The 19,652-nt window shown below is 50.9% G+C and carries 22 protein-coding genes; 14 read left to right on the top strand and 8 right to left on the bottom strand.

Annotation, left to right across the window (positions count from 1 at the left end):
* Positions 1-61: 61 nt before the first annotated feature.
* The 5 genes from EKM94_RS01700 to EKM94_RS01680 all read left to right on the top strand — a co-directional run bounded on the left by EKM94_RS01700 (position 62) and on the right by EKM94_RS01680 (position 6,134).
* Positions 62-1,231 carry a thiolase family protein gene (locus tag EKM94_RS01700; RefSeq protein WP_164511053.1) on the top strand — a complete coding sequence of 390 codons (1,170 nt, stop codon included), beginning with the start codon at positions 62-64 and terminating at the stop codon, positions 1,229-1,231.
* 11 nt (positions 1,232-1,242) lie between these two features.
* Entirely contained in the window at positions 1,243-2,514 is a 1,272-nt protein-coding gene (locus EKM94_RS01695; protein ID WP_164511052.1) for a 3-hydroxy-3-methylglutaryl-CoA reductase, read from the top strand.
* A gap of 8 nt (positions 2,515-2,522) precedes the next feature.
* Positions 2,523-3,707, top strand: a complete 1,185-nt coding sequence (locus EKM94_RS01690; protein ID WP_125596972.1) for a hydroxymethylglutaryl-CoA synthase — start codon at positions 2,523-2,525, stop codon at positions 3,705-3,707.
* On the top strand, positions 3,704-4,702 hold the full coding sequence (locus EKM94_RS01685; RefSeq protein ID WP_125596577.1) for an NAD(P)-dependent oxidoreductase: 999 nt from the start codon (positions 3,704-3,706) through the stop codon (positions 4,700-4,702). Before EKM94_RS01690 ends, EKM94_RS01685 begins: the two co-directional genes overlap by 4 nt.
* 1,240 nt (positions 4,703-5,942) lie before the next feature.
* Positions 5,943-6,134, top strand: coding sequence for a hypothetical protein (locus EKM94_RS01680; protein ID WP_125596574.1), 192 nt, complete (start codon positions 5,943-5,945; stop codon positions 6,132-6,134).
* An 89-nt stretch (positions 6,135-6,223) separates the two neighbouring features.
* Here EKM94_RS01680 and EKM94_RS01675 read toward each other — a convergent pair whose 3' ends face one another.
* The 4 genes from EKM94_RS01675 to rlmD form a co-directional block, all read right to left on the bottom strand.
* A complete protein-coding gene (locus EKM94_RS01675) occupies positions 6,224-6,697 on the bottom strand; it encodes a nucleoside 2-deoxyribosyltransferase (protein ID WP_125596571.1) in 474 nt (157 codons plus the stop codon).
* 34 nt (positions 6,698-6,731) lie between these two features.
* The gene (locus EKM94_RS01670; RefSeq protein WP_125596568.1) at positions 6,732-7,490 is read right to left on the bottom strand and encodes a DUF975 family protein; all 759 of its coding nucleotides are present in this window, start codon (positions 7,488-7,490) and stop codon (positions 6,732-6,734) included.
* A 39-nt stretch (positions 7,491-7,529) separates the two neighbouring features.
* Complete coding sequence (locus EKM94_RS01665; RefSeq protein ID WP_125596563.1) at positions 7,530-8,300, bottom strand: DUF975 family protein; 771 nt, start codon at positions 8,298-8,300, stop codon at positions 7,530-7,532.
* A gap of 174 nt (positions 8,301-8,474) precedes the next feature.
* Complete coding sequence (rlmD, locus tag EKM94_RS01660) at positions 8,475-9,893, bottom strand: 23S rRNA (uracil(1939)-C(5))-methyltransferase RlmD (protein ID WP_125596560.1); 1,419 nt, start codon at positions 9,891-9,893, stop codon at positions 8,475-8,477.
* Positions 9,894-9,991: 98 nt separating this feature from the next.
* On the opposite strand from rlmD, the gene recX reads away from it, so the two are divergent.
* A complete protein-coding gene (gene recX, locus EKM94_RS01655; RefSeq protein ID WP_164511051.1) occupies positions 9,992-10,795 on the top strand; it encodes a recombination regulator RecX in 804 nt (267 codons plus the stop codon).
* A 32-nt stretch (positions 10,796-10,827) separates the two neighbouring features.
* Here recX and EKM94_RS01650 read toward each other — a convergent pair whose 3' ends face one another.
* Positions 10,828-11,007 carry a hypothetical protein gene (locus tag EKM94_RS01650; RefSeq protein WP_125596554.1) on the bottom strand — a complete coding sequence of 60 codons (180 nt, stop codon included), beginning with the start codon at positions 11,005-11,007 and terminating at the stop codon, positions 10,828-10,830.
* 908 nt (positions 11,008-11,915) lie between these two features.
* Between EKM94_RS01650 and EKM94_RS01645 the strand changes: the two genes are divergently transcribed.
* The 4 genes from EKM94_RS01645 (at position 11,916) to EKM94_RS01630 (ending at position 14,572) form a co-directional block, all read left to right on the top strand.
* On the top strand, positions 11,916-12,134 hold the full coding sequence (locus EKM94_RS01645) for a hypothetical protein (protein ID WP_125596551.1): 219 nt from the start codon (positions 11,916-11,918) through the stop codon (positions 12,132-12,134).
* Positions 12,135-12,242: 108 nt separating this feature from the next.
* Positions 12,243-12,782: a DUF402 domain-containing protein gene (locus EKM94_RS01640; RefSeq protein WP_125596548.1), complete on the top strand. Its 540-nt coding sequence runs from the start codon at positions 12,243-12,245 to the stop codon at positions 12,780-12,782.
* Positions 12,783-13,090: 308 nt separating this feature from the next.
* The gene (locus EKM94_RS01635; RefSeq protein ID WP_125596545.1) at positions 13,091-13,939 is read left to right on the top strand and encodes a DNA/RNA non-specific endonuclease; all 849 of its coding nucleotides are present in this window, start codon (positions 13,091-13,093) and stop codon (positions 13,937-13,939) included.
* Between the two features lie 105 nt (positions 13,940-14,044).
* Positions 14,045-14,572: a hypothetical protein gene (locus EKM94_RS01630; RefSeq protein ID WP_125596543.1), complete on the top strand. Its 528-nt coding sequence runs from the start codon at positions 14,045-14,047 to the stop codon at positions 14,570-14,572.
* Positions 14,573-14,685: 113 nt separating this feature from the next.
* Here the strand turns inward: EKM94_RS01630 and EKM94_RS01625 are convergent, their stop codons facing one another.
* Together EKM94_RS01625 and EKM94_RS01620 are read right to left on the bottom strand one after the other, a co-directional pair.
* A complete protein-coding gene (locus tag EKM94_RS01625; protein ID WP_125596539.1) occupies positions 14,686-15,147 on the bottom strand; it encodes a hypothetical protein in 462 nt (153 codons plus the stop codon).
* Positions 15,148-15,163: 16 nt separating this feature from the next.
* A complete protein-coding gene (locus EKM94_RS01620; RefSeq protein WP_125596536.1) occupies positions 15,164-15,619 on the bottom strand; it encodes a GNAT family N-acetyltransferase in 456 nt (151 codons plus the stop codon).
* An 82-nt stretch (positions 15,620-15,701) separates the two neighbouring features.
* On the opposite strand from EKM94_RS01620, the gene EKM94_RS01615 reads away from it, so the two are divergent.
* Entirely contained in the window at positions 15,702-16,838 is a 1,137-nt protein-coding gene (locus EKM94_RS01615) for an AI-2E family transporter (protein ID WP_125596533.1), read from the top strand.
* Here EKM94_RS01615 and EKM94_RS01610 read toward each other — a convergent pair.
* Positions 16,813-17,076, bottom strand: a complete 264-nt coding sequence (locus EKM94_RS01610; RefSeq protein WP_125596530.1) for a hypothetical protein — start codon at positions 17,074-17,076, stop codon at positions 16,813-16,815. The two genes, EKM94_RS01615 and EKM94_RS01610, sit on opposite strands and share 26 nt — an antisense overlap.
* A gap of 92 nt (positions 17,077-17,168) precedes the next feature.
* Between EKM94_RS01610 and EKM94_RS01605 the strand changes: the two genes are divergently transcribed.
* The 3 genes from EKM94_RS01605 (at position 17,169) to EKM94_RS01595 (ending at position 19,436) form a co-directional block, all read left to right on the top strand.
* Positions 17,169-17,534: a hypothetical protein gene (locus tag EKM94_RS01605; RefSeq protein WP_125596527.1), complete on the top strand. Its 366-nt coding sequence runs from the start codon at positions 17,169-17,171 to the stop codon at positions 17,532-17,534.
* Between the two features lie 150 nt (positions 17,535-17,684).
* The gene (locus EKM94_RS01600) at positions 17,685-18,047 is read left to right on the top strand and encodes a hypothetical protein (protein ID WP_125596524.1); all 363 of its coding nucleotides are present in this window, start codon (positions 17,685-17,687) and stop codon (positions 18,045-18,047) included.
* A 45-nt stretch (positions 18,048-18,092) separates the two neighbouring features.
* Positions 18,093-19,436: a hemolysin family protein gene (locus tag EKM94_RS01595; protein WP_125596521.1), complete on the top strand. Its 1,344-nt coding sequence runs from the start codon at positions 18,093-18,095 to the stop codon at positions 19,434-19,436.
* The last annotated feature ends 216 nt before the right edge of the window (positions 19,437-19,652 follow it).

Raw genomic sequence — 19,652 nt, 5'->3', positions numbered from 1 at the left:
TTATGCTATCAGTTATTGTTAAGTCTAACAGTTTTCAGTGAAGAATAAAGGAGAAATCGGCTTGGAACGAGTAGTCATCATTGCCGCGAAGCGAACCGCGATCGGGAAATTCGGCGGTCAGTTCCGCACCTTAAGCGCGGTTGATTTAGGCGTGGCTTGTTTGAAAGGGTTGCTGGCGGCGGTCCCAGGCGGCGCGGCGCAAGTTGATCAGGTTTTATTAGGAAACGTTTTGAGCGCCGGTTTGGGTCAGAATCCGGCCCGATTGGTGGCGCAACAGGCGGGATTGGCGCCACAAGTGACAGCGACCACCGTCAATGATGTTTGTGGCTCTAGTTTGAAGGCGTTGCGGTTCGCGCAGTTAACGTTAGCTGCTGGGGTGGCGCGCGCGATCGTCGTGGGCGGGATCGAAAGTATGTCCCAAGCGCCATTCCTGCTGGCGCGACCGGAGAAAAGACAACCGGTGGATCGCGCTGGCGCATTGACCGATAGTTTGTTTCATGACGGGTTGACGGATACCTTAACGGAACAAGCGATGGGCGCGCAAGTCGAAGCAATGGCTCAGGAACAGGGAATCACCCGGGCGCAACAGGATCAATACGCGGTTCTTTCCCATGAAAAAGCGGCAGCAGCCACTGCGGCGGGTCGCTTTCAGGAGGAAATCGTGCCAGTGACCGTGGGTGATCAAGCGGTGACGCGAGACGAATCGATTCGCCCGCAAACGACGCTGGCCGCCTTGGCGCAATTACCGGCAGCTTTTGCGCCAGCCGGGACGATTACAGCGGGAAATTCCTCGCCGCTGAATGATGGCGCCAGCATGGTTTTCTTAACCACGGAGCGTGAGGCCCAGGCGCAAAACTGGCCGATCGCGGCTTATTTAGGTGAGTTCAGCGAGGTAGGGGCTCCTTCACCACAATTCGGGACGACCCCGATTGCCGCGGTTCAGGCGGTCTTGGCCCAGGCGCGACTGCCGCTGGCGGCAATCGACGTGGTGGAATTGAACGAAGCGTTCGCGGCCCAGGCCTTGGCGGTGCAGACAGCGCTACAAATTCCAGCGGCGAAGTTGAATCCAACCGGCGGCGCCTTGGCGTTGGGCCATCCCTTGGCCGCTTCAGGAACGCGGTTAGTCACCACCTTACTGAGCGAGATGCGGCGGCGCGACTTGCGCAATGGCCTGGTGACTTTATGTATTGGCGGCGGCCAGGGTATCGCTTGGCGCCTGTATCGTGAATGACCGGAGGCAAAATGAAATTTTACGAGCTTTCCCGCACAGAACGCATCCAACAATTAGTCGCTCAGGGTCAACTGGACACTGATAGCGCGGCTTATTTGTTGACAAAGCCAGCGTTAACGGATGATCTCTTGGCCGCAATCACCGAGAATGATCTGGGCCAGTTTGTGTTGCCTTTGGCGGTGGCCAATCATTTCTTGATCGACGGCCAGTCGTATTTCGTGCCGTTGGTGACTGAGGAACCTTCAGTGGTAGCCGCAGCCAGTAATGGCGCCCAACGAATCGCGGCGGGTGGCGGCTTTCAGACCTTGCAAGTGCAGCACCAACTACAAGCGCAAGTGATTTTGACCGGAGTGGCCGACTTTGCTGACCTCCAAATCCGGGTGGACCAGGCGGCGGCTCAGATCCAAACAGTAGCGGCGGCGGCTCACCCCAGTATCGTTCGCCGCGGCGGGGGCTTGCGCGAGGTGCAGCTGGTTCGACAAAAAAATGACTGGGCCAGCCTAAATTTGTGGATCGATCCCCAAGCGGCATTTGGCGCTAACTTGGCCAACACGATCGCCGAAGCGGTGGCGGCCTACTTACAAGTGCAGGTCCTTCAAGGTTCGGAGCAGGTTTTGGCGGCGATCTTAAGCAATTCCGGCGCGCGGATGCAAGTGCGGGTGCAAGGGCGCGTGCCTTACAACCAATTGGCGACAGCGGCGCAAAGTGGCGCGGCGGTGGCGGCCCAGATCGTCAAGCTCAACCAATTCGCCCAAGCGGACCGTGATCGGGCCAGCACCGAGAATAAAGGGGTATTGAATGGCGTTTTCGCCGCTACCTTGGCCACGGGTAATGATTTGCGCGCTGTCAGCGCGGCGGTGACCGCGCAACTGCAAGCGCAGGCGCAACTAACTTTAGCGACTTGGGTGGATCAGCCTGAGCAGCAATGTTTGCAAGGACAAGTCAATCTGCCTTTGCCGATCGGGCGGGTCGGCGGCGCGATCAATTCACTACCTGCGGCGAAAATCAGCCTGGCGCTCTTGGGCCAACCAACTGTGACCGGCCTGATGAGTATCATTGCCAGTGTGGGGTTGGCCAACAATTTGGCGGCGTTGCGCTCCTTGGTGACGACGGGCATCCAGGCTGGTCATATGCGCTTGCAGGCGGCGAACTTGGCGATCCAAGCTGGCGCGCAAGGCAAGGAAATCGCCGCGTTGACCACGGCGTTGAATCAACAGCGCCAGGTCGACTTGGCCTTGGCGCAAACATTATTACAGCAAATACGACAAAAGAAGGAACACTAATTTTGAAAATGGCGATCGGGATTGATAAAATTGGCTTTGCCAGCCCGGAATTCTATTTGGATCTAACGGATCTGGCCCAGGCGCGGCAGGTGGATCCGGCGAAGTATCATATTGGCATTGGTCAGGACGAAATGGCGGTCATGCCGCAGGATCAAGATGTGGTCACCTTAGCCGCACAAGCCGCGGCGCAGATTTTGACGCCGGCGGAACGGCAGAGTTTGGACTTGATTATTTTCGCCACGGAGAGCGGCGTCGACCAATCCAAGGCCAGCGCGCTGTATGTTCAGCGGTTGCTGGGCTTGAATCAAGCGGCGCGTGCTATTGAGATCAAAGAAGCCTGTTACGGCGCCACGGCCGGGTTACAACTGGCCTATGATCACTTGGCGGCCCATCCAGAAAGTCAGCGGGTCTTGGTACTAGGCGCTGATGAAGCGCGTTACGGCTTGCAAACGGCCGGTGAGGTCACGCAAGGCGCCGGCGCCATTGCGTTATTAGTGACGCGGCAACCGCGGATCTTGGAGTTGGAACAGCCCAGCGCCTATCATAGCGAAGAAGTGATGGACTTTTGGCGGCCGAATTATCGCCAAGAGGCCTTGGCCGATGGACGTTTCTCAACGGAACAATATTTGCGCTTCCTTGACTTGACCTGGGCGGATTATCAGACCAAAACCCAGCGCGACCTGACGGATCTGGCGGCGGTCATTTTCCACATCCCCTTTACCAAGCTAGGATTAAAGGGATTACGCCAACTGACGGCGACCGCCAGCGCCGCCCAACAGGCGGATTACTTGGCGTTATTCCAGCAGGCGACGAAACTCAATCGGCGCGTGGGCAATCTATATACCGGTTCGTTATACTTGAGTTTGTATTCGTTGTTATTGTTTGGCCACCTACCTGCAGGCGCGCGGATCGGCCTTTATAGTTACGGCTCCGGCGCGGTGGCGGAGTTCTTCAGTGGCCGGTTGGTGGCTGGTTACGCGAAGGTCTTGCCCACGGGCGCCAGCGTGTTACAGCAATTAGCGACGCGCCAACGTTTGACCATGGACGGCTACCAACACTTGTTCAACGCACAATTACCAACGGATGGGAGTGACTGGACCACTCCGCAACAATCTCGGCAGACGCCGTTTCGTTTGGCCGGGATCGCCGGTCACCAACGACTTTATCAGAATAATGGAGGAACAATTCAATGAAAATCACGGCCTATGGTGTCAGCACAGAAGAACAGCGCATTTTCGAAAAGTGGCAGGCCACTCATCCTGACGTGACCTTGCAGCTGTTGCCTGACTGGCTGACCGCAGCGAACGTGGATCTGGCAGCCGGCAGCTTAGGCATCAGCGCCTTTCAGACCGGACAATATGATGCCGCCCTGTTTGAAAAAATGGCCCGTTTGCAAATACCGGTTTTGGCGATCCGTAATGTGGGCACGGATAACATTGATTTTCCCGCCGCGGCCCAGGCTGGTATTCAAATCAGTAACGTGCCCAGCTACTCACCAGCGGGAATCGCGGAATACGTGGTCGCCTTGGCCCTCCAATTACTGCGACGTTTGCCGGAAGTGACGACGCTGGTGGCCGCTGATCAACTTTTGACGGCCCGGGGCTTGACCGGACGCGAATTGAGTCGGCAAACCGTTGGCGTGGTTGGCTTCGGCCATATCGGTCAGTTGACCGCGAAACTGTTTCACCAGATGGGGGCGCGGGTCTTGGCATATGACGCGTATTATCATGGCGCCGAGCCAACTTGGCTCCGGCTGATGCCTGATCTGCCCAGCTTATTAGCGGAAAGTAATCTAGTAACGCTCCATGTTCCTGGGGTGCCGGCGAATCATCACCTCTTGAACGCCACCAATTTGGCGTTATTGCCAGCAGAGGCCTTGGTGATCAACACAGCTCGCGGCAATTTGATTGATACGCCAGCCTTGATCGCCGCTTTGAAAAAGGGCGCTTTAGGCGGCGCGGCGATCGATACCTTCGAACGGGAAGACCAGATCGAGCCCGCTGTTCAGCAACAACGACCGATCACTGACCCGCTTTACCGAGAGTTGCTCGCGTTACCCAATGTGCTGGTGACGCCGCACATCGCCTACCACACCAATGTCGCGGTGGAAAATATGGTTCAGGATTCTTTAGCGAATTTGTTGGCCTATGCCAGCAATGGGCAATTACAGACGCCGGTCACACATTGATTTGATCCGTTGAGGCAGCCGTGATGCGGCGGCCTTTTTAGATCTGGCAATGAATAATGACTAATGATTAATGATTAATGATCCATGATCAATGACTCATGACTCATGACTAATGCTGACTTGGGGCATTATACTGATTGCCGATGGGTATGGACCTGAGTAGGCCGCAACTGCCTGAGTCCGTTTGGTGTGAGGATCGCCCGCGAAGTCAGGCAAAATGGGGTCAAGCAGCACCGCCAGAAAACGCTTTCAAATTTCTAAAAACAAATTCGGTAAAACGCTTGCAACCGTTTACAAAGCGTGTTAATATAAGAATGTAAAGAGGAACAGGTGCCAGCCAGTCACCGATAGGATTATCAAACTGGCAGATTTAGAACTAATGATCATTAGTCAAGCGATGCTCAACGAAAGGCCAAAGTTGAGCCAAGTTTCAAGCAGGAGCAGTATTTAGTAACATAGATTTTGAACTATGGACCAAGTACAAGCAATTGCGACATGGTACTAAGCAATAATGTTTCAAGCACCGAACCAAGTTTTACCAGACTCAATATCAAACTAACGAAACAAGTGATATGGTAATTGCGTCAGAATTGAGTTTGCAGTTTAAGGACTAGAAAAGCTGAGTGAAAAGCAGAATTCTAGTTATCAATCATATCATGGAGGTGGATGTCTGAAATTACTTCGGACAGCACGTTACAACAAGGATCAATTTGATCGCGAGAACAATTAGCCGTTAATCATTTTTGATACGGAACACAGATAGCGTTTAGAAGTAGTGCGTAACGAATCTGATTCTTGTGACAATTGAATAGCATGAGGTGTTAAATATTAAGAACGTTAGAGATGATGCATCTGTAACCTCTTTACTTAACAAGATGACCTAGTCGAACTTGATCAGTCGACTGGGTCATTTTTGTGTGCAAAAATCACCCTCAGCCAAGACGATACACGTCTTGAGTGAGGGTGATCACTTTAAATTGGGTCTATAATTTTTGATGATAAAAAGATCCTGCTCTGGAAGAGAGAGCAGGATCTGCTTTATTCAAAACGTGCTGCGCGCAATTGACCGCTGTGCTTAACTACGCTAGGCTAATGCTCGCAATCAACCCATTCTCGCTGCGCATTTGTTGCGGGCCGTGCCGCATCATCAACTGATTCACTGAGAACTAGGTTTGTTTATCAGACAGACTGTCCTGGTGTCACCAATTTAAAACTGGTAACCACTAATCACGGTCGTCAGTTGCGTAGCTCCCCATCAAGTAGCAATAGCCTGCCAAATGGCGAGAGTGCTCATACGGCTGTTATAACGTTGAGCGGCTGGAGCGGAGAAATTCGGGGTGAGATCGCCGTGTCGTTATTCTTAGCGGCTTTGCCGCTTAGAATAAGGCTCAGCTTTGAGATTTTCGGTGGGTTTCCGAAAAGCTCAAAGTGACGCCCACAGCGAGCTCACCCCGAATTTCGCAGCGCAAGCTGCGGTTATAATTAAATTCTGATCAAAGCTCAGTGGTAGTTCGGTGAACTTTATTGGTAAGTCGCGATCGCCTTGATCAAGTCGGTTTCGTTACTGTAAATGGCGCCGTTCAACTTGATCAAACCGGTGGTATAAAGATTGAGATAATGAAATTGATTCTCGGCGATGGTTTGGAGCGCCGTCAGTTTTTGCTGATTGTCGGCGCCTTGTTGGCGGGAATCGGTATAAAGGCCGAGGATCGGGATTTCTTTGGCGTAGGCGACGCCGATCTCACTGGCGACGCCGGCGTCAATGACTGGGCCATCCAATACGGCGATCATCAGATCACTTTTCAAAACTTCCTCGGTATCGGCGTGAGCGATCATTTTGGAATCGGCGTAGGCTTGTTTGTCGTTGATCGCGGCGTTTTCTTGGGGTAAATAGATGGTGAGCTGCGGATAGGTGGCGCGGATCGCGGCGGCTAACTTGGCGTTGAAGCGGAAGTCGGCTTGCGAGAATAAACCATTGGCGAAGTAAATGTGCATCGGAAGAACCTCCAATTTATGATGGTCGCTTAAATTAATTGGCGCTAGTGGCGAGCTCGTTATTTTGTAAGCGGATCGACTCGTAGAAACCAGCAGTGGCAAGGTTGTAATAAGGAACCACGTAGATTGCTAGCAAGCCAAGGGTTAGGGCGATGCCGAGCTCCCATAATAAGAAGCTTAGTTCGAAGACGAACCAGTCCCATTTGTGGCCTTTCATAAAGGTCCAGCAAGTCTTGAGGAAGGCGAAATAGCCGTCGTCAGCGCCAATGTCGCTATAAAGCAGGTACAGTGGCTGGAACGCGAAGAGCAAGAGAATCCCAGGAACGACCAAGAGGATGGTACCAATGAGGGTGGCTAAATTACTGAGTAGATAAAGGACTAAGAAGGGGATGAAGAAGGTTGAGGAGAATGTCAGAAATTGTTGTTTGAACGGTGCGGTCAAAGGTGTTTCTTTAGGCTGTCTTAACCAGCGCAAACTTGCGATAGTGATGCCGGCCGTCAACAACGCGATAAACAGGTCGGAGATAACTCCGGAATAAGTAAAGGTAATGTTGATATCGCCAAATGGGTTGAGGTTGACTCCAGAATTGACTATTTTCCACATAACGGTACTTTCTCCAGAATGATTAGGGGCAGCATCGATCATTTGATAACTGGCGTGACTGATCTGCCAATTGTTGAAGATACTAAGGATGATTGCCACACTGTTTAAAGCGAGGACGGCGCCTTTATTATCGCGAAAACGAGCTTTTGCTTGTTGCTTGATCTCAGCGCGTGTCAAAATTGTTGCCATTACCAAGAACTCCTTTGTTGAGATTGAAGTCGAGTAAAATTAAAGCCGTGAATCCGTGTCAGAATCGATGTGCTCGTCTTTGACCTGTTCTGTTTGGCGGATCGCGTCGTAGAAAGCGGCGACGGCCAAATTGTGGTAGGGCATGAAGTAGATTCCCAACAAGCCTGCGGTCAAACCAACTCCGATATACCAAGGAATGAAGCTTAATTCAAAGATAAACCAGTCTAGCTTGTGTCCGCGCATAAAGCGCCAAGAATGGCCAATCATCTCGAAGAAGCCCTTGCGCGGACCGTCATCGGCATACAGCAGGTAAATTGGCGCGTAAGCAAGCTGGAGGATAATACCGGGAATCACGAAAGCGATGAGACCCAGGTCAATAATGATCGAGGTCAGCATGAATAGAACAATGAAAGGCACGAAAAACTCCGAGAAGCCAACAAATTGTTGGGCGAAGGGCCGTTCCAAGCGGGTGTCGGCATCTTGCCGCAACCAGCGTAAGGAACTGACGGAGATCCCGGCGCTAAGGAGCGCGCCTAGGATACTGCTGATTAGCCCAGCGCCGTATGAGGCTTGATTGCTGGTCATCATCTCAGCAACCGAAGTCTGGGCGTCCAAATCCGAGGGATCAGCTAACTGGGGATTATTAATGGTCGCGGCAATCGCTAGGGCGGTCACTATGATCGCGATGACAAGAGCGACAATCCCTAAAATGATCGGTAAGCTGTTCAAGGCGAACGCCTCACGAAAATGACCTTTCATGCGCGCCTTCGCTCGTTGCTTGATTTCACCACGTGTCACTGTTGTTTGCATTAGTTTAACCTCCTAAAGTAACGTTTATAAAGTGCTCGAATAAATTATAGCATTATTAGCGAGGACAACCTAGTCGCTGACGGTAGAATTTAGCTTGCGACTATCTCCGTTTGTCCCCGAGTTAGTTGCAAAACTCAACGTTGCCTAAGAAGTCACGGGCTGATTTGGGGTGGCCTAACGTCGCTGTTTCTTCGCGTCAGCGCGGCGCACCAGTTTGACAACCGTTTCAACGCGGGCAGTTTGGGGAAAGAGGTCGATCATTTGAATATGGGCGACCCGATATTTCTTAGTCAATTCCACTAAATCCCGGGCCAAGGTCGATTCGTTACAGGAAATATAAACGAATTTCTCTGGTTCCTGAGTCAAAATCGTTTCCAGTAAGCTGGGCGCTAAACCGGTGCGCGGCGGATCGACAACTAAGGCGGTAAATTGTTGGCCTTGGGCGGTCAGCTCGGGCCAAATCGTTTCTACTTTACCTGTTAAATAGCGGGCGTTGGTGATGCCGTTGTGTTGACAATTTTGTTCAGCATCTTGGACAGCCTCGGGAATCTCTTCGATCCCGACCACGTTTTTGACAGCGTGGGCGAGACTAAGGCCGATCGTGCCCACGCCTGCGTACGCGTCCAACAGCGTGTCTTGTTTGGTCAGCGCCAACAATTCAGCGACCAACTGGTACATTTTCTCCGTTTGCGTCAAGTTTAATTGTAAGAAGGCGCGGGGTGACAGTAAGAAGCGCAAGTCCCCAACTTGTTCCTCTAAGTAGGGTTCGCCAGCGAGTAGCCAAGTCTCGTCGCCCCAGAACAAGCCATCTTTCGTGGGATTGAAGTTTTGGTTGATGCTCACGACTTCGGGGATCTCCTGTTGGATCGCCGCGATCAGGGCTTGCTTTTGCGGTAGTTTCTTCGAATTGGTGATCAGGGTCAACTGGACCTGGTTCCGCAAGTGGGAATCGCGGACGGCCATGCCTTTGATGATCCCGGAGTTCTGTTCAGGGTCATAGATCGGTAGCGCCAGTCGTTGCAAAATCGGTAATAATTTGCGACAGACTGCGAGACTTAGTGGACTTTGGGTCGGCATTTCCGGGAGATCGACCAGTTCTTGCGTATTTGGTCGGTAGAGACCAGCAATCAATTGACCAGTCGCGGTCTGGCGAATCGGAAATTGGGCTTTATTGCGATAGTGCCAAGGATCCGCCATCCCGATCGGCGCGGCGAATGGGTATTTTTCATAGCCGCGGGGTTTGAATTTAGCCAAGGCTTGGCGAATCAAGTCATCTTTGAAAAGCAGTTGTTGCGGATAACGAATGTGCGCCAATTCCAGACCGCCCACTAGCCCAGCCAATTTGGTGGCGGGATTGTCCCCCGTCACGCGCGCGGCGGAAGTTTGGCGCAGTCGGTGGATCTGGGCGTTGATGTAGCGATCGGTGACTTTGGTGACCTGGCAAACGGCGACTTCATGGGGCAATAACCCGGGCACAAAGACGACTTTGTGGTGATAATACCCGATACCTTCGCCGTTGATGCCGATTTTCCGCGCTGTGATCGGAAAGCGTTGACCAATTGTGACATTTGTTGCTGAATTTTCTGATTCCATCATAGGCCTCAATTCTTAAACTTGCATGTTATAATAACGAAAGTGACTACCATTAGTATAATTGATTTCGCCAGTGAAAGCGATTGGAGATGAGTGAAATGGCCACGATCACCAAAATCAGCGCCCAGAAGCGACCGGGACGTTATAATATTTTCCTCGATGAGCAATACGCCTTCCCGGTCAGTGAAGAAGTGCTGATCAAATACGGTCTGCGCAAGGGCATTGTCCTGGACGAGGCCGCCCAAGACGAGCTAAAAAAAGCCGACGCGGATACGCAAGCTTACCAGTTGGCTTTGAGTTATTTAAGTTACCAATTACGCACGGTCAAAGAAATGACCGATTATCTCCGTGATCATGATGTTTCCGCGGACACGGCCGCCGATGTGATTGCCCGGTTACAAAAGCAAGGCTACATGGACGACGGTGAATACGCCCGCGCTTATATTCGCACGAATATGCGCCTTTCCTTGAAAGGACCGGCCGTTTTGGCTCAAGAACTGAAGCGGCGGGGCATTCGCGACCAAAATCAATTGGAAGACGCCTTATTGCAATATGATCAGGCAACCTTGATTGAAAATGGGACCAAACTGGCCCAGCAAGTTTGGCAGCGGCAACATAATTTGTCAGGCTACGCACGTCAGCAGAAAGCTCGGCAGGCGTTACAAACAAAGGGCTATCGTGGCGATGATCTGCAACTTTTTTGGGCAGACCTGGATTTTGAGTTAGACGCGGAGGAGGAAGATTCAGCGTTGACCCTGGCCGCGCAAAAAGCCGCCCGTCATTACCGCCCGCTTACGGAACGCAAGCAATTGCAGAAGTTTAAGCAGGCGTTGATGCGTAAAGGCTTCAACTTTGATCAGATCAATGGGTGGCTGGACGAGCATCTCGATGAGTTGGATTAGTTGGCGGTTGAACTGATTTTGAACTTAAAGCTCTATTCTTGAACCTGTGCTTGATTGCAGGTTTTGGTGGGTGTTGCGCGTGAGCGCAACCGGGTCGGGCCATTTGTGCGGCTGGAACGCAGTGGGCGTTGTTTTGAGCCAATCCGAAACCCACGGCTTGTCTCAAAATCGAGCCTTATTCTAAGCGGCAAAGCCGCAAAGAATAATTTCACTGCTGAGCCGCATGGCCCGACCCGGTTGCTAGGCAGAATTGAGCTTATCTGCAATCGAGGCGAAAGATTCGACGGAGTTTTTTGCAAGCGAGCGGTTAAACAATCGTCCGCTTTTTTGGTGGTCCAGCAATACCAACTGATTCCAGCAGTCTGTGCTTGATTGCAGTTTTAGTGGGTTTGAGTGGGGACGCAACCGCCTCAGGACGTTTGTCGTGGCTGGAACGCGGTGGGCATCGTTTGAAGCCAATCCGCAAAGTGCGCGGCTTGTCTTCAAATCGAGCCTTATTCTAAGCGATAAATCGCTAAGAATAATCGGTTCTTTCTAACGTTTGGCGAATGGCCTTAAAATTTCTCGATAATCGAGAGTCTTGCTTCCGGAATTTGAGAAATTGCAACACGCAACATTAGATAAAAGGTTGGCTTGATGCGGTCATTTGTTTCCTATCACTCCAATTAATTTAGTTGAAGTATTTATTCGTCGCCCTGAAAGCTGCTATACCAGTGTTGATCGCGTCTTCGCCAAAGTTTAGAAAGAACCGAATAATCTCACCGCTGAGCCACACGTCCTGAGGCGGTTGCTAGGCAGAACTGAGCCTATCTGTAATCAGGGCGAAGGATTTGACGAAGCGCTTTTGCAAGTGTGGTGGTCAAACAATTGCCCTCTTTTGGGGTGGTACGTCAATGTCAACTGATTTGGATTAGGAGGTCCGGCTATTTTGCGTAGGTTGAACGTCTTTGTCTGTTTCCTAAACAATCTTTGAGTTGCGACCGATTCAACTGATTCATCAATATCCTGTCCTAGTTCATCAGACAGATTGTACTGGTGTCACCAATTTAAAGCATGCGACCACTAGCCATGGTCGTCAATTGCTGGCTTCTCATCAATTGACCATAGTTTGCCGAGTGGCGTGAGTGCTCAAACGGCTGTTATAACGTTGAGCGGCTGGAGCGGAGAAATTCGGGGTGAGATCGCCGTGAAATTGGTCTTAGTGGCTATGCCACTTAGACCAAGGCTCAGCTTTGAGATTCGCGGGTTTTGCGAAGCTCAAAGTGACGCCCACAGCGATCTCACCCCGAATTTCGCAGCGCAAGCCGTGGACATCATTGAAAAGAGCTCATCAACCTAGCTAATGCTTAAAGTCAACCCGTTACGGTCCGCAGTTGCTTTTATCTTTCCCGGTTCTTTGTTATAATAAACTGGAATAAATTTTTTGCACCGGGAAAGTAGGGTAAATATGCAGGTTCCCAAGGAAGGGGACTATATCGCTATCCAAAGTTACAAGCATGATGGCAGTTTGCATCGGACCTGGAAAGAAACAATGGTGCTGAAGACGAGTGATAATTCACTGATCGGTTGTAATGACCACACCCTAGTGACGGAAGACGATGGCCGTCATTGGGTCACACGCGAACCAGCAATCGTTTTTTTTCATAAACATTACTGGTTTAATGTCATTGCGATGATCCGTGATAACGGCGTGGCGTATTATTGCAATTTGGCGACACCGTATACACTGGATCGGCAGGCCTTGAAGTATATAGATTATGATCTGGATGTGAAGGTTTTTCCAGATGGTGAGAAGCGGTTGTTGGATGTGGATGAATACAAGGCCCACAGTGCGCAGTGGCACTATTCGCCGGAGATTGATCATATCTTAAAGGAAAGCACCAAGGTTTTGGTCGATTGGATCAACCAAGGCAAGGGCCCATTCTCCCAGGCTTATGTGGATCTGTGGTACCGTCGTTATCAGGAATTGTTACATCGCCGTGCTTGAGCATCGCGCGTGATATAGTCCAAAAAGGCTGGGACAAGCGATTGTTTCACGCCTTTTTATTTTAGAGAGTGCGGAGCGCAACGGTTTGACTTCGAGCATTAGCCTAGCTCTGGTTTTGGAAGCGTCCTTTGCTTCCGGAACCAGAGCGTAGCTAAGCACAGAAGTCAGTTGCGCGCAGCACGTTTTGATAGAGAGTGCGAACCACCCCGGGTAGCTCCTGAGCATTAGCCTAGCAATTCTTTTAGAATCCGGGCTGATCTGCTCCGTGGGTGTGGGAAGTCGTTTCAACAAAAGGGGAGAAAAGTTCAATGGCGAAAAGACGACGCCGAAAACAAACGAAAACAAAATTAACCTCACTGATTGCGGTGCTGATCATTGCCGGCTTGGTTTGGTTGGCGCAAGATCCTAGTAAATTTCTAAGTCGGTCAGGCGAAGAGAGCACGTCCACCAGTCAGGTCAGTTCATCCGCCTCGGCTGGCGGAAGTTCCCAGGCGTTGACCAATAGCCAAGTCCAGGCGGAGGCGCCGGCAAGTTCTGGTTCAGAAAAGGCCAGTCAGCAAATCGTTCAGGCCAATCAACTTAGTGGGTTGACTTTTGGCGGGAAGCAGATCATTGCCGTCAACCAGAATCGGCCGACATTTTCTTCAAGCGAGTTGAGTCTGAGTCGCGGTGCGTGGCAGAGCTTCACGAATCTTGACCAGTTCAACCGGGTGGGGGTGGCCAACGCCATGTTGCAGCAAAGTTTGATGCCCACGACCAAGCGGGAGCGGCTGTATATTCAGCCCAGCGGTTGGCACAATCGTAAAATCACCATCAATGGCCACAGCGATTATCTTTACAATCGTTGCCACTTGATCGGCTATCAATTGACTGGGGAAAATAACAACCCGAAGAATTTAATGACGGGGACCCGCTCGTTGAACGATCCGGCGATGACCTATTATGAAAATGCCGTGGCGGAGTATCTCAAAGAAACGGGCCATCATGTTCGCTATCAGGTGACGCCGATCTTTGTGGGGTCAGAACTGGTCGCCCGCGGCATCCACATGATGGGCCGTTCGATCGAGGATGGTCAGATCGCGTTTAATATTTACATTTTTAATGTACAGGCGAATTATCAAATCAATTACCAAACAGGTACCAGTAAGGCTGCCTAAGCAACCAAGCTTGGCGGTCTGGGTTTTTAAGCCTGGTGGGGCGGTTGACGGCTAGACTAAGTTTTGTAGCTTGAACAAATTTTAGGATATGTGGAGGAATCAATCATGGAAATCACAGCGAAATCAGCGCTAACGCTTGTTGGGCAAGTCGCGTTGGCTCATGACATCAGCGCCAATGGGAGTTTCTATAATGTGTGGCAGGACTTCGAAGACGAGCCAGCTTTGGCGGCCTTGGATCAGCAGTTGATTGCCAACCAGGGCGCCAGCAATCGAGTGGGGCTCTTGATTTTCTCACCGGATGGCTATCAATTCTGGACGGGGGTCGCGGTTCCTGACCAAGTGGCCACACCAGCAGGTTGGCACCGGTATCAGGTTCCCGCGGGCCCCGCTGTCGATTTGGTTCAGGCGGATCCTCAATTTTTACCACAAGTGCCGGCTAGTTATAAGCTCAATCAGGTTTATGCGGCGGCGGATCAGGCTCAAATCAAGTTACCTGAGAGTTTGGGTCACGCGGAGTTGCCTTACTTCTTGGAACAGTTGACCTTTACGACCAGTCTGGATGCGCCGCAAAGTCAATATTACCGCATTTACGACAGTCCCGAGATCGAAGCATTGGAGGATGATCTGGACTAATATTTTTTGAATCGGAATAACGCAAAAGGTTCAGTCGATGAGTCATCAACTGAACCCTTTTTTACGTCATTTTGGGAAAAACATGGCGCGCCTATTTGACCAAGCGCTGGCCGTTAGTGTTGGTCGGGATCGATGCTCAACACATCATAGGCCACGTAGGAGCCGATGGCGGTGGAAATGAACATCGCGACGATCAGCCAACCGATCAAGCCCCACATCACCAGACTTTGGGCAAACCAAGTCCGAATCACGAAAACACCGATGATAGTCAGCAGAAAGTCTAGGCCGAAGTTGAACAACACCAGGCGCTTATTGCCCCGAACCAAGAAGAAGCGGCCAAAGAAGGCGACCAGAGATTTGGCGTCTTGCAAAACCAGCAGATTCAGCGGGCGTTGGATCGTGAGTTTTAGCGCGGACAGGAAAGTCGCGCCAACAATTCCGCCGACGCACAGCCGCCACCAGTTGGACCAATGCAGCACCAAGGCGTTGTAGGCGCTGGCGACGAGCAAGATCGCGATCAAATAGGGAATCATAAAGAGAAATAAATAAGTAATATTTAGTTTGGAACGAGACATGATTTTTCCTCCACCTTCATTGGTTCTGTCGGGTCAGCGTCTGTTTCATTTCCTGGTGTTTGATATTGGCGTCCAGGAAAATCGGCCGTGCCGTCGCTTGATAACCTAAGCGTTCATAGAAGCCTTGCGCCGAAAGTTGCGCCGCTAAAATCAAGTAAGGCACCTGTTGCGCTTGGGCCGCAGCCGCGATCTCCGCCAAAACAGCTTGACCGTAACCGTGATGGCGCGCGCTTTTGATCGTGGCCACGCGCTGAATGTGCCACCCACCATCGGGTTCCACCACAACGCGGGCGGTGGCGACGGGCTGGCCCGCCCAATAGCCGACATAATTCACGGCGCGAGCGTCATTGGCGTCGACCTCGATGGCCAGAGGAACATGCTGCTCCACGACAAAAACTTCTTTGCGTATTCCTAGGGCGTCCTGATATAATTGAGTTGTTGTTCCTTGTGCTTGTTTAATGATGAGTGCCATGCTTGACCACCTAACTATTCTGCTATTATTATACCCGATTGTTAGCAATTGTCATCCGCTAATGAGGATTATGGAGAAGTTCATGTATACAAAATTAAAAAATTCCAAGCTACTCTTGATCAGCGTGCAATTATTGGTGCTCGCCACCTTGATTCTGGTGCTAAACCAGATCAGCTTCGTTTTCGGCCCGATCCAGACTTTTGCGGCCACGCTTTTTGGCCCGTTCTTGTTCGCCGGGTTCTTATTTTATTTATTGAACCCGTTGATCAATTTGTTGGAGAAATGGCACGTTAAGCGTGGTTGGGGGATTTTGATCGCCTTCATTCTCCTGTTTGGCCTGCTGTTCTTGAGCATCGCGGCGGTGATTCCGAAACTGACCAGTCAAATGACGACAATCATCAAAAACTTGCCCACACTCGCCAGCTCTATTCAAAATTCGTTTCAGGATTTCCTGAGCAGTGATTGGGCGCAGAAATATAACATTAGTCAAATGCTAAGCGATAGTAACTTGCAACCTAGCCAACTTTACACGAGAATCACCAAATTTGTGACCGCGAACTTCGGCAATGTAGGCAGTGTGGTCACCTCGATCAGTGGCTTTGCGGTCAGCGCTTTGACCGTGCCAGTGATTCTTTACTATCTATTGAAGGATGGCCACAAGCTGATCCCCAATATCCAACGCTTCTTCCCGGAGCGCTTTCGGGGTGAGGTCGCTGAATTGTTGCGCAAAATGAACGAGACCATCTCCACCTATTTCGCCGGGCAATTCCTGGATATGCTTTTCGTCGGAACTTTGACCTTTATCGGCTATCTGATCATTGGCATGCCCTACGCGTTACTGCTCGGCGTTGTTGCGGGGATCATGAACATTGTGCCTTATATCGGACCTTGGCTGGGCGTTTTCCCCGCGGTCCTTGTCGCGCTGACCGTGTCCTTTCCCAAAGCAATCCTCGTCGCCATCGTGGTGATCATTGTCCAACAGGTCGACGGCAACTTGCTCTATCCCCACGTGATCGGGCGAACCCTGCAGATCCATCCATTGACGATCATCGTTTTGATCCTGGTCGCCGGCAATATGTTTGGTTTCATCGGCGTGGTGCTATGCATCCCGGTTTATGCTGTCAGCAAAACGATCGTCAAATATTTACTGGATATTTATCGCTTACGGCGCCAGGCCAAGTCCGAAGCCGTGATCACCGAACCGGCCGAGAAGAAATAGGCGCGCGAATTAGGGGCGCGGGCAATTGGTTGGATTGATTGAAAAAGTTTAGCTCCTGTTCTTGGATGTTCGCTTGATTGCAGGTGTGGTAGGGTGTTGCGCGTGAGCGCAACCGGCTGGGACTGCTGTTGCGGACTGGAACGTGGTGGGCGCTGTTTTGAGCCAATCCGCAAAATGCGCGGATTGGCTCAAAACCAGGCCTTGTCCTAAGCGGCAAAGCCGCCAAGGACAATTTCACCACTGAAACGTGTTCGCCGACCTAGCTTCTTCCGCTTAGCTACGCAACTATTCCGGAGGCACAAACCAGCCTCCAAAATAGTTGCTAGGCTAATGCTCAGAAGCAATGCAGGTCGGCTCTCACTCTGGATAGAGCCGCGCAGTCCCAGCCGGTTGCTGGTCAAAATTGAGCCTATCTGCAATCGAGGCGGGGACGCAATCGGGTCGGTCCATTTGTGCGGCTGGAACTCAGTGGGCGTCGTTTTGAGCCTTATTCCAAGCGGCAAAGCCGCCAAGAATAATTCTACTGCTGAGCCGCATGGCCCGACCCGGTTGCTAGGCAGAATTGAGCTTATCTGCAATCGAGGCGAAGGATTTGACGAAGTGCTATTGCAAGCGAGCGCTCAAACAATTGCCCGCTTTTGTGGTGGTACGGCAATACCAACTGATGTGGATTATTTGGTCGGGATATTTCGGTAGTCTAACAGCACATCTCACTTATTTAATTAAATTCTGGCTGGAAATCTTTACCAGTTTCCTCAACAATCCTTAGTTGGAACCCAACCAATTCAGCTGATTCATCAAGAACTTGCCTCAGTTCATCAGATAGGCTTCACTGGTGTTACTAATTTGAAGTTTGTAACCACTAACCACGGTCGTCAATTGCGTGGATCCTCATCAATTGACCATAGCTTGCCGGTCGGCGTGAGTGCTCAAACGGCTGTTATAACGTTGAGCGGCTGGAGCGGAGAAATTCGGGGTGAGATCGCCGTGAAATTGTCCTTGGCGGCTCTGCCGCTTAGGACAAGGCCTGATTTTGAGACAAGCCGCGTCCTTTGCGGATTGGCTCAAAACAGCGCCCACAGCGAGCTCACCCCGAATTTCGCAGCGCAAGCTGCGGGCACGCTACTTTCCAACAATTCAACCAAAAAGATGTTCTGCACTCTTTTGGTCGGGGATATTGAAAGCTTTATATTCTATTGGTATAATTAAGCGATTGAACTAATTTTGGAAATATGAAAGTGAGTGGATTTATTAATGAGTGGTGACCCGGCCAGTTCTTCGTTGGGTGGACAGATACTTTTGATCGCGATTTTGACCTTGGTGAATGCGTTCTTTGCTGCGGCCGAAATGGCGATCGTCTCCGTTAATCGTACTAGGATCGAAACTGAGGCAAGCGATGGCGACAAAAAAGCCCAGTCCTTGCTGCAAGTCATGAATGACTCCAGCAGTTTCCTAGCGACGATCCAAGTTGCAATCACCTTCGCTGGTTTCTTATCATCGGCCAGCGCCGCAACTTCAATGGCCAAACTTTTGACCCCATTATTCGGCGATGCCAGTTGGGGTCCACAGGTTTCAGTGATCGTGATCACGATCATTTTGTCGTATATCTCATTGGTTTTCGGGGAATTGTTCCCGAAGCAGATCGCCTTAGCCAAGGCGGAACAAGTCGCAAAGATGAGTGTGGGACCGATCAAGTTCGTGCGTGGCTTTATGCGGCCCTTTGTCTGGTTGCTTTCCGCGTCAACGAATCTATTGGTCAAAATCACACCCGCCGATTTGTCCACGACGGATAGTCAGGTAACTCGTGACGAAATGCTTTCCGTGATCGAGAAATCGCGGAAAACTGGGGTGATCAATCCTGATGAGTACAATATGCTCGAAGGGATCATCAATTTCAATGATATTATGGCCCGGGAAGTCATGGTGCCGCGGACTGACGCGTTTATGATCGACATCAACGACACTGATAGTGAGAATATCGATTTGATTTTGGATCAACCGTATTCTCGAGTGCCGGTTTATCGTGAGGACAAGGATATTGTGGTCGGCGTTTTGCACATCAAGAAGATTTTGCAACAGGCCCGGGAAGTTGGCTTCGATAATTTGAAGTTGGCCGAGATCATGACGCAGCCTTTGTTCGTTCCCGAAACCATCACCATTAATGAATTACTGTTAGAAATGCAAAAAACCCACCAACAGATGGCGATCTTGCTGGATGAATACGGTGGTGTGGTCGGTTTGGCCACGATCGAAGACTTGATCGAAGAGATCGTTGGCGACATCGATGATGAATCCGACGCGACGGAAACGCTGTTCTCAAAGGTCAATGAGCACAAATATGTGATCGCGGGTAAAATGCCGCTATCTGATTTCAATGATCAGTTTTCAACGAATCTGGAAAATGATGATGTTGATACGATCGCCGGCTTTGTGATCACCGAGTTAGGCACGATCCCGCAAAACGGTCAACATTTACAAGTGAAACTGGACAACGGCATGGTTTTGACCACAGGCCTAGTCCAAGGCTCACGTTTGGAGAATGTTACCTTAGAATTGCCCCCAGAAGTCACGGAAACGAATTCGGAGGCGCCAGAGTAGCAGGTGCGCGACGGCAAGGTCAGTTCTTGCTGTCGCGCTTTTGTTCGGTGCAAATGTGTGCGGCGCTGGCTTCGCTGTTTCTGGGCAAGCGATCCCGGCAAACCCGGCGTTCTTGGTATTCAAGCCATGCGGTTTGTCAGTAGCAACGAGTGATTTCGGCGCGGCGAACACGATAATTTCTGATAATTTCTAGTTGGCATAGTTTTATGAAAGAGG

The organism is Lapidilactobacillus achengensis (assembly GCF_003946655.1).
Taxonomy (GTDB): domain Bacteria; phylum Bacillota; class Bacilli; order Lactobacillales; family Lactobacillaceae; genus Lapidilactobacillus; species Lapidilactobacillus achengensis.
Note: the sequence above shows the minus strand (reverse complement) of the source record. Positions and strands in the feature narration are given on the sequence as shown.

Bases quoted from the DNA above. Each gene is read 5' to 3' on its own strand.
- EKM94_RS01690 (WP_125596972.1), top strand. From the start codon at position 2,523: ATGGCGATCGGGATTGATAAAATTGGCTTTGCCAGCCCGGAATTCTAT.
- EKM94_RS01695 (WP_164511052.1), top strand. From the start codon at position 1,243: ATGAAATTTTACGAGCTTTCCCGCACAGAACGCATCCAACAATTAGTC.
- EKM94_RS01615 (WP_125596533.1), top strand. From the start codon at position 15,702: ATGTATACAAAATTAAAAAATTCCAAGCTACTCTTGATCAGCGTGCAA.
- EKM94_RS01595 (WP_125596521.1), top strand. From the start codon at position 18,093: ATGAGTGGTGACCCGGCCAGTTCTTCGTTGGGTGGACAGATACTTTTG.
- EKM94_RS01630 (WP_125596543.1), top strand. From the start codon at position 14,045: ATGGAAATCACAGCGAAATCAGCGCTAACGCTTGTTGGGCAAGTCGCG.
- EKM94_RS01605 (WP_125596527.1), top strand. From the start codon at position 17,169: ATGCTCAGAAGCAATGCAGGTCGGCTCTCACTCTGGATAGAGCCGCGC.
- EKM94_RS01620 (WP_125596536.1), bottom strand. From the start codon at position 15,619: ATGGCACTCATCATTAAACAAGCACAAGGAACAACAACTCAATTATAT.
- EKM94_RS01635 (WP_125596545.1), top strand. From the start codon at position 13,091: ATGGCGAAAAGACGACGCCGAAAACAAACGAAAACAAAATTAACCTCA.
- EKM94_RS01625 (WP_125596539.1), bottom strand. From the start codon at position 15,147: ATGTCTCGTTCCAAACTAAATATTACTTATTTATTTCTCTTTATGATT.
- EKM94_RS01665 (WP_125596563.1), bottom strand. From the start codon at position 8,300: ATGCAAACAACAGTGACACGTGGTGAAATCAAGCAACGAGCGAAGGCG.
- EKM94_RS01670 (WP_125596568.1), bottom strand. From the start codon at position 7,490: ATGGCAACAATTTTGACACGCGCTGAGATCAAGCAACAAGCAAAAGCT.
- EKM94_RS01640 (WP_125596548.1), top strand. From the start codon at position 12,243: ATGCAGGTTCCCAAGGAAGGGGACTATATCGCTATCCAAAGTTACAAG.
- rlmD (WP_125596560.1), bottom strand. From the start codon at position 9,893: ATGGAATCAGAAAATTCAGCAACAAATGTCACAATTGGTCAACGCTTT.
- recX (WP_164511051.1), top strand. From the start codon at position 9,992: ATGGCCACGATCACCAAAATCAGCGCCCAGAAGCGACCGGGACGTTAT.
- EKM94_RS01685 (WP_125596577.1), top strand. From the start codon at position 3,704: ATGAAAATCACGGCCTATGGTGTCAGCACAGAAGAACAGCGCATTTTC.
- EKM94_RS01675 (WP_125596571.1), bottom strand. From the start codon at position 6,697: ATGCACATTTACTTCGCCAATGGTTTATTCTCGCAAGCCGACTTCCGC.